Raw genomic sequence first — 15350 nt, forward strand, 5'->3', positions numbered from 1 at the left:
TTAATGTAAGGTACGTCTTTTACGGGTTAATTCAGTACAAACCCCTTACATTACAGCACTGGCGGAAAATAGGATTATTAACTTTGAAAAATGAACCTTGAAAATGTCAGAAGACCAACGCTCCAGAAAGGCATAAAAAAACGGGAACCCTTGGTATAACTGGATTCCCGACACATTCTATCTACCTACGGCTTGGAAGGCCATCGCTCTAGCCAACTGAGCTATTCCCGCTCGTTGCAACGAAGTTCTTTCGTTCAGCACGGGAAATACTACCATATGACCAGCATTCCTGCAACCATTTTTTGTGACTTATTTAAGTTCTACTGTTATATTTTTTGAAGGACTTTGCTCTTTTTATGTTTGAACTTTTAAAGAAGCGGTTTTTATGGCTCTGGTGCTTCAAAACGTTCTACAAGCTATCGGAGGATGCAAAGTTGCTAAGTTGTGCTCTGCTGGTCGAATATTACGGCCTTTCCGAGGTAATGCTAACCAGGGTTGAGCATCTCAAACCTGGTTTTAACAAAAAAGATCGCGTTGGTCTCCTTATAATATTTGAGGCAGCGGGGGTAGCCCCGCTGCTCTTAATTTGTTTAATGAACATGCTACACCGGTTTAAGCCCATTGATTTTAGTAATGCCAAGCCCAGGTCCTTTTGAAAGAGTGATTGCCGGGCCATCGTATTGGGCGCCACCTTCCACTGGATCTGCTGAACATAAAATAGGCGGGTCTAGATCAGCTCTGGTGATAACAGACATGGCAGTGGCAAGATGACATGCTGCCGTTACGCTGATTTTACTTTCCATCATGGCACCGATCATGCACTCTACCCCAGAGGAGCGAGCCATGGCACAAATGGCAAGAGCATTGCGAATGCCGCCCGTCTTCATAAGTTTTATGTTGAGTAGATCCGCAGCCCTCATAGTAAGGAGAGTAAGGGCATCTCGGGGAGAAAATACTGCTTCATCAGCAAGAATCAGGGTGTTTACTGTGTCGGTTACCATTTTCAGGCCTTCAAAATCATAAGCAATAACCGGCTGCTCTACCAGTTCAATATTTAGACCGTTATCTTCCATAAAATGAATGATGCGAATGGCTTCCTTGGGTGTCCACCCCTGGTTTGCGTCTACCCGCAACAATATCTTATCCCCTACCGCTGAGCGAATTTCTTTTAGACGGACCATATCCTGATGGAAATCAGTACCCACTTTGATTTTGAGGGCTGTGTACCCCTCCCCTACGGCTTCAAGACTGTCTTTCACCATTTCATCGGGGGCATTCACACTAATAGTATAGTCTGTGACCACTTTTCGTTTTATTCCGCCTAAAAGGGCGTAGAGAGGCTGATTCAGCATTTTCCCCCACAGATCATGAAGGGCTATATCTATTGCTGCTTTGGCCGAAGTGTTATGTAATATAGCGCGATCTACAACATCAAGGATTGCCCCCAGATCGTCAATATCTTTGCCTATTAGAAGAGGGCGTATCCGCTCCTGAATGGCACCATGAATGGCACCATTAGTGTCTCCCGTTATAACCGCCGTGGGAGGTGCCTCCCCATATCCGCAAACTCCGTTGTCTGTTTCAATTACCACCACATTGGTTGTTACTTCTGAGACGGATCTCAAGGCCGTTTTAAAAGTTTTTTTCAAGGGGATAGACAGTTGTCTCAGATAAATATCTTGAATCCTCATTTTAAACTCCCGCGATTATTGAAAGAACTTTGGCGACGAAAAGTCCTCCCCATGTACCTACTACATACCCCATAAGAGCCATAAGAACACCTATTGGCACCAAGGTTTCTTTATATGCAGCGGCAATAATAGGAGCAGCGGCAACAGCCCCTATATTAGCAAGACTTGCCACGGCGCATGTAAAAAGATCAAGTTTGATAATTTTAGCTATGATAGCCATGAGCAATGCGTGGATTCCCAAGACAACAAATCCCGCCGCCAGATAGTAAGGAGCATCTGTAAGCTCTTTGAAGGAAGCCCGGGAAGCAATGAGGCAGATAATAATATAAAGCATGGTAACAGAAACTGGAGATGAGCCAGGAATGCTGTTCATAGGAGTCATGGCGCATATGATGCCAAGGAATGTGGCTATTATGATGGTAACCGTGCTCACAGACAGAAAGTCGCTTTTGCCAAAAATATTGATTAGCATAGGCGATAAAACTGAAGCACCGTAACTTGATAGAGCAGAAACAAAAAGTCCGGAACCTACCAAGAGTACCAAGTCTCCTGTTTCCATTTTTGTGCGAGCGTTATCTTGCATTTCAGATAGCATCATTCCTACAGAATCGATGGTAGAAGTATCGGTCTTTGTCCATTTATTAAAAAACCGTGCGTAAGGAACGCTTGCAAGAAGTAGAATCACCCAAATAGAATAGTTTACGTTATCCACCAGAAGAGTGTATCCCATAGAAGAGTCGCTAATACCCAATGCACCCTGGATAGCTACCATATTGGCTGTGCCGCCAATCCAGCTTCCAGCTAAAGCTCCCCAGGTCTTCCACGATTCTCCAGGGAAACCATTTTTCATGAGGAAAAACATCACTACGAAGCCTATCATGATGGTAAAAGTCGCAGAAAAGAAACCAATAAGCATGCGAGGCCCTAATTTGAGAATCTTTCTTATGTCGCACCGTAATAACATGATAAAAATCATTGCGGGGATAAGATTTCCTCTTATTACTCGGTAGGTAGCCTTGATACTGTCATTGTTCTCCCATAGACCGAAGGTAGCAAAGATCATACAAGAAACGTAGAGAATGACAGGAGTTGGTACATACTTAAAAAAGGTAGAGTTCTTGTACTTCATTTCTAAGGTTGAAACGATTCCTGCGAAGCAAAACAAGAAAGCAAAATACGCGAAACCCTGGGTTATCACTGCAACCCCTCCTCAAAATGAAATATTAGGCCTATATTTAGAGCCTTTACATAAAAAAATCCAGCAGCTGCCGACGCATATACGCCGGTAACCGCTGGATTTCATCCCCTGACATCCGTGAGCCAAACTCAAACGAACTTAAGGACGAAGCAGCCTTTCCCTATTAAACTTTCTTTAAGGCGGTAACCTCTTTATACTTTTTTATTGCATCTCGGTATGCTGCTATAATAGCTTTTTGGGAAGACCCGAAATATCGTGTCAGAACATTTGAAACAATTACTTCTTCATCCTGAACAAGACGGCGCCCTAAAAAGACCTCCTGAACAAACCTCTCTGTTACTTTAAGAGTCATGGAAACGCCACAATCAATAATTTCCTCACTGTCTTTCAACAGAATGAAAGATATGAAGAAAGCTCCAAATTGCTGATTGATCGGATTAAAACTTGTTGTTTGCGAATTCCCCACTATAAGGATGGAATTCTCCGGATATTTAACATAATTTGACATGATGAAATTCTATCATGTTCTAATAAAATTTGTCTACCTTCGCCCCGGAGCATTAGATTTTATACAAAAAAAGGGGGAAACTGCATATTTGCAGCTTCCCCCTTATCTAAAATGGTCGGGGCGAAAGGATTCGAACCTTCGACCCCCTGCTCCCAAAGCAGGTGCGCTAACCAGACTGCGCTACGCCCCGGTTTAAGCACTGGTGGAGCTGGGGGGATTTGAACCCCCGGCCTCTTCCGTGCGAAGGAAGCGCGCTCCCCCTGCGCTACAGCCCCACATGATCAACGGCGAATATTGTAATGATCGCAGCAGCACTTGTCAAGCTTTTAGCGGAATACTTGCTCTCGCGATAGTTTGTATCTATTATTCTATTATAAAAAGAAAGGAAAATATATCATGATATATGGAGCAGAATTTGTACATCAATGGGCAGAAGAACTTGATGAAATCCTTTCTGGCCAACGCCTTTTTCGGGTAGAGGGAGCTGAAAATTGGCTAGCGATGCGGTTTTCTTCTATTCCCCTTTCACTATTTATAAGCTGGCATCCTCAAAGTTCTGGATGCTGCCTTCTCAGTGAAAATGAGCTTGATCAGGTAAAACGTTTTTCGGACGGCAAACACAGGTTCGTAGATGCACTGAAAAGCCATGTGGTCAAAGGAGAAGTAACTGCCGTAAAGCAGGTGGATTATGACAGGATCATCGCTCTCAACTTTTCACGTAAGGTTGGGGCCGGTTTCGATGTCGAGAGAACACTGATTTTAGAGTTTATGGATAGGAATAGCAATATTATCCTTCTCGATGAAAACAAAGTGATCATTGACTGTGTAAAACATATTCATCCTGAGATAAACCGCTACAGAACCATTGTGCCATCTCACCCCTATGTGACGCCGCCTCCCCTGCAGGGACCGTCTCCATTAGAACTGTCGCCAGAGGCATCTCTTGAAGATATGATGCAGGTGAAAGGCATTGGCCGAGGGCTGAGATCTTATATGAAAGACTACTGGCACCATCTTTCCCCATTTGAGTGGGCTGTAAACATTCGAAAGATATATGAAGAAACGAAGCCTTCAAAAGGCCTCATACAGAAGCACAACAGTTATATAACAATATTTCCCCTTTCCTTGGAAGATATGGCATCTGTGGGGGAAAACAAGGCCCTTATAGCGTCAAAGATGTTTGTGGTTGATCCCTTTATTCGTGACAGAAGCGAACGGATAAAAAAAGAAACAATGAAAATTGTAAAGCGGGAGATAAAGTCACTTGAACGGCATCTTAAAGGAGTTGAGAAGCAAAAAAACGAATCACTAAAGGCGACATGGTACAGAACATGTGGGGAATTGTTGCTAGCCAACCTTTACTCTATTTCATCCAGAGCCGATAACGTGTCTCTTTCGGGATGGAATGACGAAGGGGAAATAACTGTGGAGATTCCACTAGATCCCAATAGATCTGCTTCAGATAATGCTTCTCTCTATTTTAAGAAATACAAGAAGGCAAAAGGCGATCTTGAAGAGATAGAACAGAATATAACAGCGCTTGAGGGGCGCATATCAGAACTTGAGGATCAGTTAGAAATTATAGAGGAGCTAGAGATTCCGTCTCTTATAGATACTCTTTGTCGTGATATTCGAGAATGGTTGGCACCTGCTAAGAAGAAAAAGGGGAAGAAAGCAAAGAAAGAAGCGACGCGACCACCTCATCTTCGCTTGTTTTATGAAGATGCCATTCTTCTTGTAGGACTTAATGCCAGAGGAAACCGTTACGTAACATTCCAAGAGGCGTCTCAGGAAGATATCTGGCTTCATGTTCACGAATTGCCTGGCTCCCATGTAGTTATTAAACGGCCAGAAGGAACAAAGGAAGATTTGGAGGGTACAGATTTGCTGACGTTAGCGGCATCACTGGCCGCGTTCTTTAGTAAAGGCCGCCATTCAACAAGGGTTCAGGTGGATTATACGGAACGAAAACATGTGCGCCATATTTCCGGCAGCGGTATAGCTCATGTAACCTATACCCACCCTGAAACGATTATTATTGACCCTGACCTGTGGAAAGAATATTTTTCAGAAAAAGAGATAATTCCTGAGGGAGACAGGCTCTGAAACTCATTCGACTTCCATTTATGGGATGATCAAAAGCCAATTTCCATGCATGAAGAAACATCCTGCCTGGTGTTCTTTGCAGACTTTGTTTTGTGCCGTAGAGGCCATCGCCCACAATAGGGCACCCCCTATGTTTGAGGTGCACCCGAATCTGATGGGTACGGCCTGTATGAAGGGTGCATTCAATAAAGCTATACTTTTGGTGTGTCCAGAGAATGCGATATTCTGTCAATGCAGGGCGCCCCGTGTCTGTTACTGTCATCATGAGTCTGTTCCGTTGGCTTCGACCTATGGGTTCTTCTATAAAGCCTGCGGCCTTTCGAAGTTTTCCGCAGCTGAGAGCAAGGTATTTTTTCTCCACAGAGCGGCTTCGAAACTGGTTTTGGAGGTTCTGTAAGATCTTTGGGGTTCGAGCAACAACAAGAAGGCCAGAGGTGCCGCTGTCGAGGCGATGGACAATTCCTGGGCGAACCTCTTCATCGAATTTTCTCATGTCTCGGTATTTATACAATAAGCCATGGACAAGGGTCCCATGCCAGTTGCCGGGAGCAGGATGAACAACGAGGCCTGCTGGTTTATTGACAACAATAATATAGGGGTCTTCGTAAATGATCCCGAATTTTACCGGTTCTGGCTCAATTTCCAGAGTTTCAGCAGGGGGAACCACTATATGTATAGCCATTTCTGCCGTAACTTTAAGGGCAGGTTTCAGAGCGCGTCGAATTCCTGAAATTTCCACGTTGCCCAGACGAATCAGTTTTTGAACGTAGCTTCGAGTCAGACCAAGCTCTTCGGCAAGGAACGCATCAATTCGCTTGCCTTCTTCATCCCCTTGTGGTGTAAGGGTAACTTTATGTTCTATGTTTTCTTCCTGCTCTTCGAAAAATTCGCCACGTTCTTTGTCTACCATTTTTATCCCTTTTCTAAAAAACAGGGGCGGAAACGAGCTCCGCCCCTTGGCATTGTTAGTCTTTTATTACTTCGGCACAGCGAGGACACAGTCCCCGAGCATCTACATCCTCTGAGTATTTCCAGCAACGAGGGCATTTTTCTCCCTTCGCCTTGTCCACTGCCACAGTCAAACCTGTTTCTTCATCTTGCCATGTAATGGCCAGATTTCCAGTTTCTTCTACCCATTTAAAGTCAGAAACAATAGCAAACATGCCCCACTCTTCTGGAGTGAAAAGGGAATGGTCATAGTCTTTTGATATCTTAACTTCCACCCTTGCTTCAAGGGAATGTCCAATAATGTCCGACGTTCTTGCTGACTCAAGGGCACGGCTGACAGCTCCTCTGACCGTTAGCACCCGATCCCATTTATCTTCGAGTTCTGGTGCAATATGTTTTTTTTCAATTTCAGGCCAGTCTGAAAGGAATACGCTTTCTGGAAGACGGGCGTCTATCTTTATCATTTCCTGCCAGATCTCTTCTGCAGTGAAGCTGAGAATAGGTGCCAACATGCGGGTCAATGTAAGGAGAACTTGCCACATAGCTGTCTGGCAGCCTCGCCTTGATATTGAATCCGTTTCATCTGCATAGAGGCGGTCTTTGCTTACATCGAGGAAGAAGGAGCTCAGCTCTGTAACGCAGAACTGGTGAATTACAAATGTAGGCACATGGAATTCATATTCGTCGAAGCCATGGGTCGCTCGATCTACAACTTGATTCAATTTCGATAAAATCCATTTATCGATTTCAAGAAGCTCATTATAAGGAACTGTGTCTTTCGCTGGATCAAAATCCACAAGGTTGCCAAGAAGATAACGAGCCGTATTACGAATGCGGCGATAAGACTCTGTGAGGCTCTTGATAATACCTTCTGAGATTCGGATATCGTTTCTGTAGTCTGTAGAGGCCACCCAAAGTCTTAGTATATCTGCACCATATTTGTCTACCACTTCCTGAGGACGAACGACGTTCCCAAGGGATTTAGACATCTTTTTCCCTTCCCCGTCAACAATAAATCCGTGAGTGAGAACATTTCTATATGGGGCCTTTTTACGTATCGCAACTGATGTCAAGAGCGATGTCTGGAACCAACCGCGATGCTGGTCGCTTCCTTCCAGGTACATGTCAGCAGGCCATTTAAGTTCAGGTCTTGTTTCTAGAACTGAAAAATGGCTTACGCCTGAATCGAACCATACGTCCATAATGTTGGTATCTTTCACAAGATGGCGGCTTCCGCAAGTCGGGCACTGCGCCAGGTTTCCAAGAAGCTCTTCAGGGGACAGTTTCCACCAGACACTTGATCCCTCTTCTTTCACTTTAGCCTGAACAGCCCGGATCAATTCGGGTTTGAGGATGAGTTCGCCACATTCCTTACAGTAAAATGCTGGAATCGGAACACCCCATACTCGCTGTCTGCTGATGCACCAGTCGGAACGGTCTCGTACCATGTTGTAAATGCGATCCTTTCCCCAGTCAGGAATCCAACGTACACCCTTCTCAATAATGTCGAGGGTTTCCTGCCTGAACTTGGAAACAGCTATGAACCATTGCTCTGTAGACCTGAATATAATGGGACGTTTACATCTCCAGCAATGGGGATAGGAGTGTTTGATTTTAACCTTTCCAAGGAGTCTTCCGGTTTCAGCAAGAAGGGCAAGAACTTTATTTGCCCCATCGTCGAGGGAAAGACCACCAACTATGGGTGTTTTGGGCAAGAAGTAGCCGCTACCATCCACGGGGTTATAGATCTCTATTCCATACCGAACACCAGTTTCATAGTCTTCTACGCCGTGGCCGGGTGCAGTGTGAACACAGCCAGTTCCCGTATCGAGCATGACATAATCAGCAAGAAGCAAAGGGGTTGTCCTATCAGGATAGAATGGGTGAATAGCTTTAGCGTGCTCAAGTTCTCTCCCTTTGCAACGAAACAGAATTTCACCGAATTCCAGGCCTATTTCCTTTGTAACAGCTTCAAGAAGGGCTTCTGCCAGAAGATATACCTTGTCTCCACTTTCTACAAAAACATAGTCGTAGCCTGGGCCAAGGGCTACAGCCATACTGGCAGGGAGAGTCCAGGGGGTTGTTGTCCATACCACTACATTTACATCCCGCCCCTTTAAAACCTCAATGGAATCGCCAATTTCAGGCATTGAATAGGCAACGAAAATAGAAGGAGATGTTTCATCCCAGTATTCTATTTCAGCAGCAGCGAGCGCTGTCTGGCAATCAGTGCACCAGTACACTGGCTTGTGTCCTTTGTATACAAGCCCCAATTCAACCATGTCGGCAAAAGCTCCTAGTTGAGCGGCCTCATATTCCGAATGAAGAGTTACATAAGGGTTCTCCCAGTCACCCACTACACCCAAGCGGATAAATTCATTTCGCTGAATGTCAAGATATTCATAGGCATATTTAGTGCATTTCTCTCGAAGCTCTACAGGGTCAATGGCATCTTTTGTAATGCCGTGGCTCTTGAGAACATGAAGTTCTATTGGAAGGCCATGAGTATCCCATCCGGGGACATAAGGGGAATAATATCCCTTCATAATTTTGTATTTGGGAATAAAATCTTTCAGGATTTTATTGAATGCTGTTCCAATATGTATGTTCCCATTTGCATAGGGAGGTCCGTCATGAAGAATGAAGGACTCTTTCCCCTCCTGTTTTTTTAACATTTTGTGGTAAATATCGATGTCTTTCCAGAAATCAAGATATTCAGGCTCTCTCTTAGCGAGATTAGCTCTCATCGGGAAAGACGTTTGGGGAAGCTTAAGTGTATCCTTGTAGTCTGTAGCCAATGTTATGTACCTCCTTTCAAATAGGAAAAGGCCGTCTCCAAAAAACAGAGACGGCAAATTCGTAACCTGTTGATTTTAGCACAAGTTGAAAACTTGTAAAATGTTACTCTGTCGTCCCGGCTTCTTTCTTTGCTTTTCTAACCTGAAGTATATGGATACCTATGAGGATAATCAATCCTATGACATCTGTTTGCCAGCCAGGGATCAATAGACCTAGAGCACCGCCCAGGGAAATAATCCTCTTCCACCAGGCCATTGAAGTTTTATAGAATCCAATAGTAGCCATCCCTAGTAAAAATACACCCAAAACAGCAGTGACAACCGCTAAAATAAAGGGGAATGGTTTAAAGTCAACAAGCACAAGCATTGGATTATAAACATAGATAAAAGGAACAATAAACCCAGCCAGCGCCAGTTTAACAGCTGTTATCCCTGTACGCATTGGTTCTGCGCCCGCAATGCCAGCACCGGCATAGGCAGCAAGAGCTACAGGGGGACTAAGGTCAGCCGCTATGCCAAAATAAAGAACGAACATGTATGCTGCCATGGGCGGGACCCCCAGTTTGAAGAGCGCTGGAGCCGCCATAGTGCTTGTGACTATAAAGTTAGCTGTTGTGGGAAGACCTGCTCCAAGGAGAATACAGGCTACCATTGTAAGAAGCAATGTTGCCAAGAGCTTCCCTCCGGCTATAGCAACAATGGCACTCGCTATTCTCAATCCCAAACCTGTTAACGTAGCTGTTCCTACAATAATACCGACTGTGCCACATGCACAGGCTACGCCAAGAGCTCCTTTTGCGCCATTTTCGAGTGCTAGTTTTAGTTTTTTCGGCGTAAGCCTCGTTTCCTTATTCAGAAAAGATACGGCTATGCTGATTATTATCCCATTATAAGCAGCCTTCAGTGGAGTAAATCCTGCTAGTAAAAAATACACTATACCAAAAAGGGGCAGTAAAAGATGCCCTTTAGCCTTCAAAAGTTTCAAAAGGCTTGGGAGTTTTTCCTTTGGAAGCCCCAGGAGTCCGAGGCGTGTCGCTTCAAAGTGTACCTGAACCATAACCGCAAAATAATAAAGAAGGGCCGGAACTACTGCCGCAAGAGCTACCTGAACATAAGGAACACCCATAAACTGAGCCATAATGAAGGCAGCTGCTCCCATAACAGGAGGCATTATTTGTCCTCCTGTTGAAGCCACCGCTTCTACTGCTCCGGCAAAGTGGGGCTTATATCCAACACTTTTCATCAAAGGAATAGTGAACATTCCCGTAGTACAGACATTTGCCACAGAGGATCCTGAAATTGAGCCCATAAAACCTGAGCTTAGAACAGCGACCTTGGCAGGCCCACCAGTAGCCCCACCTGCCATTGCCATGGCCAGATCGATAATGAACCGCCCCATACCTGTTTGTTCCAATACAGATCCAAACAAAATGAACATAAACACAAAAGTAGCGGATACTCCCAAGGGAATGCCAAATACACCCTCTGTTCCTAGATACATGTGGTTAATAATCCTTTGGATATTAAACCCTCGATGCTGAAACATTTGTGGGAAATGGCGCCCAAAATAACAATAAAAAAGGAAGAAAATAGCGATACAGGGCAACACTGGACTTGACACTCTGCGCGTTGCTTCCAACAAGAGAATAATACCCATAAAACCAACAATGATATCCATGGTCGTTGGCAAACCAGCCCTATTCACAAGGTCTTCAAACTCAAAGAAAATATAAAGAGTCGCAAATGCAGCAAGGGCCGCCAGTATAAAATCGTACAATGGAATGCCGTCTCTTCTGCTTGTTTCTCGGGCAGGATACAATAAAAAAACAAGAACTAGAACAAAGGCCAGGTGCAAAGACCCCTGTTTCATAGCCAATAGCAAACCGAAACCAGACGTATAAAAATGAAAAAGTGACATGGCTACAGCAATGGCAGTAATAAGTATCCCCTGCCATCCTAAAAGATCACGATACCTGGCTTCAGTGTCAAACTGACGTCTAAGTTCGTCTAGATTGATTTCTGAATTTTGAGCTGCTCCTGTTTTTTCATTTGGCATATTGTTCACGTCGCCCAAAAATCTCCACCTCCAGTCAGTATGTAATTTATCAAATAATTATCTTTTTCTGAAAAGCAGTGGGACTTGTGTCACTTCAATGTAAAAAACGTTATTGGGTATAAGTTGATATAAATCAAGCTTTCCAGTTGTTGAGGAATAAACCCAGTTTTTGCCTAATTCATCGTCGCCTATACGAATACGTAAAACTTCCCATGTGTAAGGACTTCCCCGAATAACCATCCAATCTTTCTGCAACAAAAATCGCCCTCGTGGAGGTGGTTCTGTAGGGAGGCCAGCATTATGAGAACGAAAACGCTCCTCCCAAAGCCAAAGACGAGGGCCTGACAACACATAAACATCTTCCACTGGAGTTTTTTCCACAGAATGAATGTAACCAGTTTTTATTTCGACTCCAGAGGGGGCTAGCGCTGAACAGAGTTCCCAATCCTGGGTTCGAAAAGAAAGAAAATGCACTGGTATAAAAAGAAGATAAAAGGCAGAAAAAAGAATGAGTGATATAAGGATGTTCGAGGTCCAACGTTTCGACGTTCTTACCCCCTCCCTGATTTTCAGTCTTTTCAGACTCATAACCCACAAAGAGGATTATACCTGTTTTCAACGTTAATTGGCAACTGAAAGGACAATAATATGGCGGACCTGGGCCGATTCGAACGGCCGACCTACGGCTTAGGAGGCCGTTGCTCTATCCCCTGAGCTACAGGCCCGCTCGGGACGGCGATAATGTTATCATGAGGTACTTTTTCGTGCAATATGCTTTATTTTAAATTCCCCCTTGTCTTTTATAGCTAATTGGATAGTATATAGAGAGGAAAAAGGAGGCGATGGCATGTTTTCTGGGAAAAGACTATCCGAATTAAGAGTAAAACGAGGATTAACACAATTAGAACTAGCTGAAAAGCTAGGGGTATCTTTTCATACAATTCTCCGCTGGGAAAAAGAACGGCGATTCCCAGATGTTTTCCACCTCTCCATCCTTGCTGATGTCTTGGAAACAAGTGTAGCCTACCTTATGGGGGAGAAAAAAAATGGAAGCGGCAAATATTATGCTCGGGACATTGATAAGGAAGCCGTTATAGCGGTTCCTTTGCTTGACTCCTCTTTTGTTGCCTGTGCTGGATGGGGCTTTGGTGATATGGAAGGCATAGAACCCGATTTTTGTGCTACTTTGATAGTGGGCAAAGACGATATAGGGCGGATAGGGGGAAAATGCCCTTATGCTATAAAAGTTGAAGGTGACAGCATGCAGGAAGCGGGAATTCCCGATGGAGCCCGAATTTCCGTGAATCCGGAAGAACCCATTTACAATGGCGACGCTGTATTAGTGAAGTGGGGGCGGCGGGGAGATTTAGCTGTAAAGTGGTATTACGAATATAACGACCGTGTGGAGTTGCGCTCTTCAAATCCTGCCAAATACCCCCCAATCATTATTACGAAAGAAGAAATAGAACAAGAAGCGGAGGCTGGGAATATCGATTTTTTTAGGATATGCGGAAAGGTTATGGTTGTAAGTGTTATCCCCAAAAGGGGAATTTAAAGGATTGGGGAGTATACGTATGGGAATACAATTTACCAGATCGGATGGGAAAATACGGTCAATCCACGATGAACTGCTGGGAATTCTTATTCCTACCCCTCCCGCAGCATTTTTATTCAAAGAAAACGGGGCTATTTGCATCGTCGATCGATCTGTATCTCCTTCCAACGGAGACAGCGTCATTATTTACAATGAAAGTCAGGGATTTCAGCGAATCACCTTTAGCGAACGAGTTGATAATGAACAAGTATGGGGTGTTGTGACGTGGATTTGTCATGAAGCATGTGGCAGTAAAGCCAATAGTTCTGTGCGATTGTAATAATTTTTTTGTTTCATGCGAGAGAATTTACAGGCCTGATCTGCAAAAGAAGCCGGTAATAGTTCTATCAAGCAATGATGGTTGTGTTGTGTCACGATCAAATGAGGCTAAAGCATTAGGGATTCCCATGGGAGTGCCATTCTTCCAAGTAGAAAAAGCATGCCGCCATTATGGGATTGCCGTTTTTTCCAGTAATTTTGAACTCTACCAGGATATTTCTTCCCGAGTTATAGCTGTTATGAAAGATAATGCTCCAACCGTAGAAGTATATTCTATAGACGAAGCCTTTTTGACCTTTGATTTGTCAAGTTATGCTCATATAGAAGAAAAAATGGCCCAGATTCACAAGCAAGTCTATCAGTGGGTTGGAATTCCGGTTTCCATTGGTGCTGCCTCCTCTAAGACTTTGACAAAACTTGCCGCTGAATATGGAAAGAAACACGAAGAAACAGGGGGTTGTTACAGCCTTCTGTCTTTAGCTTCTGAAGAAATGACAAACTTCCTCGAGAGAGTACCTGTAGGTAATATCTGGGGCATAGGGAAACAACTGGCTATGCGCCTGGGAAAACATAGGATACGTACGGCAAGGGAGCTGCGTGATGTTCGAGATGAAAGAATTATGAAGATAATAGGCATGCCAGGGGTGAAAACGGCATGGGAGCTCAGGGGGATTCCCTGTATCAAAATAAAGGAAGCTGAAACCTTGCAGAAAACCCTTCAGGTTTCCCGCTCTTTTGGGAGAGAGATTAAAGATGTTGATGGGATCGCAGCAGCTATTACTCATTTTGTTTCATCAGCAGGAATTCGTCTTCGTCAGGAAAAGGCCCTGGCCGGAGCTATAAGCGTATATATTACGACAAATCCTTTTCTGACCCCTTACTATTCCAACAGTGTCAGCATTCCAGCTCCCTACCCTACAAACTATACACCCCAGCTCATAAAGTTGGCCCTGTTGGGGCTGGACAGGATTTACAAACCTGGATATTACTACACGAAGGCCGGCGTTACTTTAGAAGATCTATCGTCCCGCAGCTATATGCAAAGGTATCTTTTTGCCAAGGACGAAGGCGATGACGCAGATAAAAAGCAGACCTTGATGGATGTAGTGGACGCCATAAACGAGAATGTGGGGGAAAAAATTATTTCACCTGCGATTCTTCATTTCAATGAGGGAAAGGAATGGGCCCCTCGCTCAAACTTGAAATCTCCTGCTTATACTACTCGATGGGAAGATGTTCCTTATGTAGAAACTGCTGACTAAAACGTCTGTAAAAAGGGTTTTCCCTTTCTGTGTTTTCTTCGAAGAGCGTCACCGCAATTTCTGAATCCCGAGAAAGCTGCTTTGCCAATGCTTGGCGGTTCGAAAAACGTTTTTCGCTCCTCAGATATTCTTCGATGAATACCATTATTTTTTTGTTGTAAAGATCATCTGAAAAACCCGGGATATGTACTTCTATCCTTAACCCTTTTACATCTGTAAATGTGGGATTCGATCCGATGTTGAGGGCTCCAGGATGAAAGGAACCGTCTATTATAACGGTCGCGGCATAGGTGCCGCTTGGCGGGATGATTTTATGGTCAGGAACAGTAAGGTTAGCAGTAGGGAACCCTAGCTCTCTTCCTCGATGGTGACCATGCACTACGGTTTCATATAAGAAGAAAGGGTAGCCTAACAAATACTTGGCCATTTGCATCCGCCCAGAAAGAACTTCACTCCGTATTACAGTGCTGCTTACTGCCAAACCATCTATTTCAAGAGTTGGGACAGGAGAGAAAAGAATGTTTTTCTTCTTGCAATATTGCCGTAAAAAAGCTATGTCACCCTTTCGGCCAGCTCCAAAACGGAAATTCTCTCCAACAACAATTCCGGTTACTGATGTTTGGCTTTCGAGCCTGCGCAGAAAGTCCAGAGGGTTCAGAGCCGCAATATACTGATCAAAGGGCATCCATAGAATATTTTGAATATGAAGGGCTGAAGCTATCTGTCGCTTTTCAGCCTCTGTAAAAAGCAAAAAAAGACGATCTGGATTAAACACATACTGGGGATGAGGGGTAAAAGTTACTACTCCCCAAGTGTCGTTTTGTTCCACAGAGAGACGTTCAGCTTCTTTCAGAAGCAATTGATGCCCCTTATGAAAACCGTCAAAAGCGCCTATAACCTGAATCATTGC

12 protein-coding genes and 3 tRNA genes are annotated in these 15350 nt (G+C 44.2%); 4 read left to right on the plus strand and 11 right to left on the minus strand.

Features of this window, described 5'->3' with window-relative positions; genetic code table 11:
* Positions 1-602: 602 nt before the first annotated feature.
* The 5 genes from AMICO_RS04885 to AMICO_RS04905 form a co-directional block, all read right to left on the minus strand.
* Positions 603-1649, minus strand: coding sequence for a dipeptide epimerase (locus tag AMICO_RS04885; protein WP_244392366.1), 1047 nt, complete (start codon positions 1647-1649; stop codon positions 603-605).
* 43 nt (positions 1650-1692) lie between these two features.
* Positions 1693-2889 (minus strand): DUF819 family protein, encoded by a 1197-nt coding sequence (locus tag AMICO_RS04890; protein ID WP_013048345.1) that lies wholly within the window; start codon positions 2887-2889, stop codon positions 1693-1695.
* 163 nt (positions 2890-3052) lie between these two features.
* Complete coding sequence (locus AMICO_RS04895; protein WP_013048346.1) at positions 3053-3397, minus strand: DUF3870 domain-containing protein; 345 nt, start codon at positions 3395-3397, stop codon at positions 3053-3055.
* Between the two features lie 112 nt (positions 3398-3509).
* Positions 3510-3587, minus strand: a tRNA-Pro gene (locus AMICO_RS04900).
* A gap of 10 nt (positions 3588-3597) precedes the next feature.
* Positions 3598-3672: transfer RNA gene (locus AMICO_RS04905), tRNA-Ala, on the minus strand.
* A gap of 121 nt (positions 3673-3793) precedes the next feature.
* On the opposite strand from AMICO_RS04905, the gene AMICO_RS04910 reads away from it, so the two are divergent.
* The gene (locus AMICO_RS04910) at positions 3794-5503 is read left to right on the plus strand and encodes an Rqc2 family fibronectin-binding protein (protein ID WP_013048347.1); all 1710 of its coding nucleotides are present in this window, start codon (positions 3794-3796) and stop codon (positions 5501-5503) included.
* Here the strand turns inward: AMICO_RS04910 and AMICO_RS04915 are convergent.
* The 5 genes from AMICO_RS04915 to AMICO_RS04935 form a co-directional block, all read right to left on the minus strand.
* On the minus strand, positions 5433-6413 hold the full coding sequence (locus tag AMICO_RS04915; RefSeq protein WP_013048348.1) for an RluA family pseudouridine synthase: 981 nt from the start codon (positions 6411-6413) through the stop codon (positions 5433-5435). The genes AMICO_RS04910 and AMICO_RS04915 overlap by 71 nt on opposite strands.
* Before the next feature lie 55 nt (positions 6414-6468).
* Entirely contained in the window at positions 6469-9249 is a 2781-nt protein-coding gene (gene ileS / locus AMICO_RS04920) for an isoleucine--tRNA ligase (protein ID WP_013048349.1), read from the minus strand.
* 103 nt (positions 9250-9352) lie between these two features.
* A complete protein-coding gene (locus AMICO_RS04925; RefSeq protein WP_041459570.1) occupies positions 9353-11305 on the minus strand; it encodes a TRAP transporter permease in 1953 nt (650 codons plus the stop codon).
* Positions 11306-11362: 57 nt separating this feature from the next.
* Complete coding sequence (locus tag AMICO_RS04930; RefSeq protein ID WP_148211336.1) at positions 11363-11893, minus strand: DUF1850 domain-containing protein; 531 nt, start codon at positions 11891-11893, stop codon at positions 11363-11365.
* Between the two features lie 61 nt (positions 11894-11954).
* A tRNA-Arg gene (locus tag AMICO_RS04935) sits at positions 11955-12030 on the minus strand.
* Positions 12031-12152: 122 nt separating this feature from the next.
* Here AMICO_RS04935 and AMICO_RS09905 point away from each other — a divergent pair.
* From AMICO_RS09905 to AMICO_RS04950, 3 genes are read left to right on the plus strand one after another with little or no spacing between them, the layout of a single operon-like run.
* Positions 12153-12860 carry a LexA family protein gene (locus tag AMICO_RS09905; RefSeq protein WP_013048352.1) on the plus strand — a complete coding sequence of 236 codons (708 nt, stop codon included), beginning with the start codon at positions 12153-12155 and terminating at the stop codon, positions 12858-12860.
* 19 nt (positions 12861-12879) lie between these two features.
* The gene (locus AMICO_RS04945; RefSeq protein WP_013048353.1) at positions 12880-13179 is read left to right on the plus strand and encodes a hypothetical protein; all 300 of its coding nucleotides are present in this window, start codon (positions 12880-12882) and stop codon (positions 13177-13179) included.
* Entirely contained in the window at positions 13136-14440 is a 1305-nt protein-coding gene (locus AMICO_RS04950) for a Y-family DNA polymerase (protein ID WP_013048354.1), read from the plus strand. The genes AMICO_RS04945 and AMICO_RS04950 overlap by 44 nt, the downstream gene beginning before the upstream one ends.
* On the opposite strand, the gene ribF is transcribed toward AMICO_RS04950, so the two are convergent.
* Entirely contained in the window at positions 14397-15347 is a 951-nt protein-coding gene (ribF, locus tag AMICO_RS04955) for a riboflavin biosynthesis protein RibF (RefSeq protein ID WP_013048355.1), read from the minus strand. The genes AMICO_RS04950 and ribF overlap by 44 nt on opposite strands.
* Positions 15348-15350: the final 3 nt, after the last annotated feature.

Source organism: Aminobacterium colombiense DSM 12261, from assembly GCF_000025885.1.
GTDB classification, from domain to species: Bacteria; Synergistota; Synergistia; order Synergistales; family Aminobacteriaceae; genus Aminobacterium; species Aminobacterium colombiense.

What these genes read in the sequence shown, in the direction of transcription:
- AMICO_RS04945 (WP_013048353.1), top strand. Translation starts at nt 12,880, where the DNA reads ATGGGAATACAATTTACCAGATCGGATGGGAAAATACGGTCAATCCAC.
- AMICO_RS04925 (WP_041459570.1), bottom strand. Translation starts at nt 11,305, where the DNA reads ATGCCAAATGAAAAAACAGGAGCAGCTCAAAATTCAGAAATCAATCTA.
- AMICO_RS04895 (WP_013048346.1), bottom strand. Translation starts at nt 3,397, where the DNA reads ATGTCAAATTATGTTAAATATCCGGAGAATTCCATCCTTATAGTGGGG.
- AMICO_RS04950 (WP_013048354.1), top strand. Translation starts at nt 13,136, where the DNA reads ATGAAGCATGTGGCAGTAAAGCCAATAGTTCTGTGCGATTGTAATAAT.
- AMICO_RS09905 (WP_013048352.1), top strand. Translation starts at nt 12,153, where the DNA reads ATGTTTTCTGGGAAAAGACTATCCGAATTAAGAGTAAAACGAGGATTA.
- AMICO_RS04910 (WP_013048347.1), top strand. Translation starts at nt 3,794, where the DNA reads ATGATATATGGAGCAGAATTTGTACATCAATGGGCAGAAGAACTTGAT.
- AMICO_RS04930 (WP_148211336.1), bottom strand. Translation starts at nt 11,893, where the DNA reads ATGAGTCTGAAAAGACTGAAAATCAGGGAGGGGGTAAGAACGTCGAAA.
- AMICO_RS04915 (WP_013048348.1), bottom strand. Translation starts at nt 6,413, where the DNA reads ATGGTAGACAAAGAACGTGGCGAATTTTTCGAAGAGCAGGAAGAAAAC.
- ribF (WP_013048355.1), bottom strand. Translation starts at nt 15,347, where the DNA reads ATGATTCAGGTTATAGGCGCTTTTGACGGTTTTCATAAGGGGCATCAA.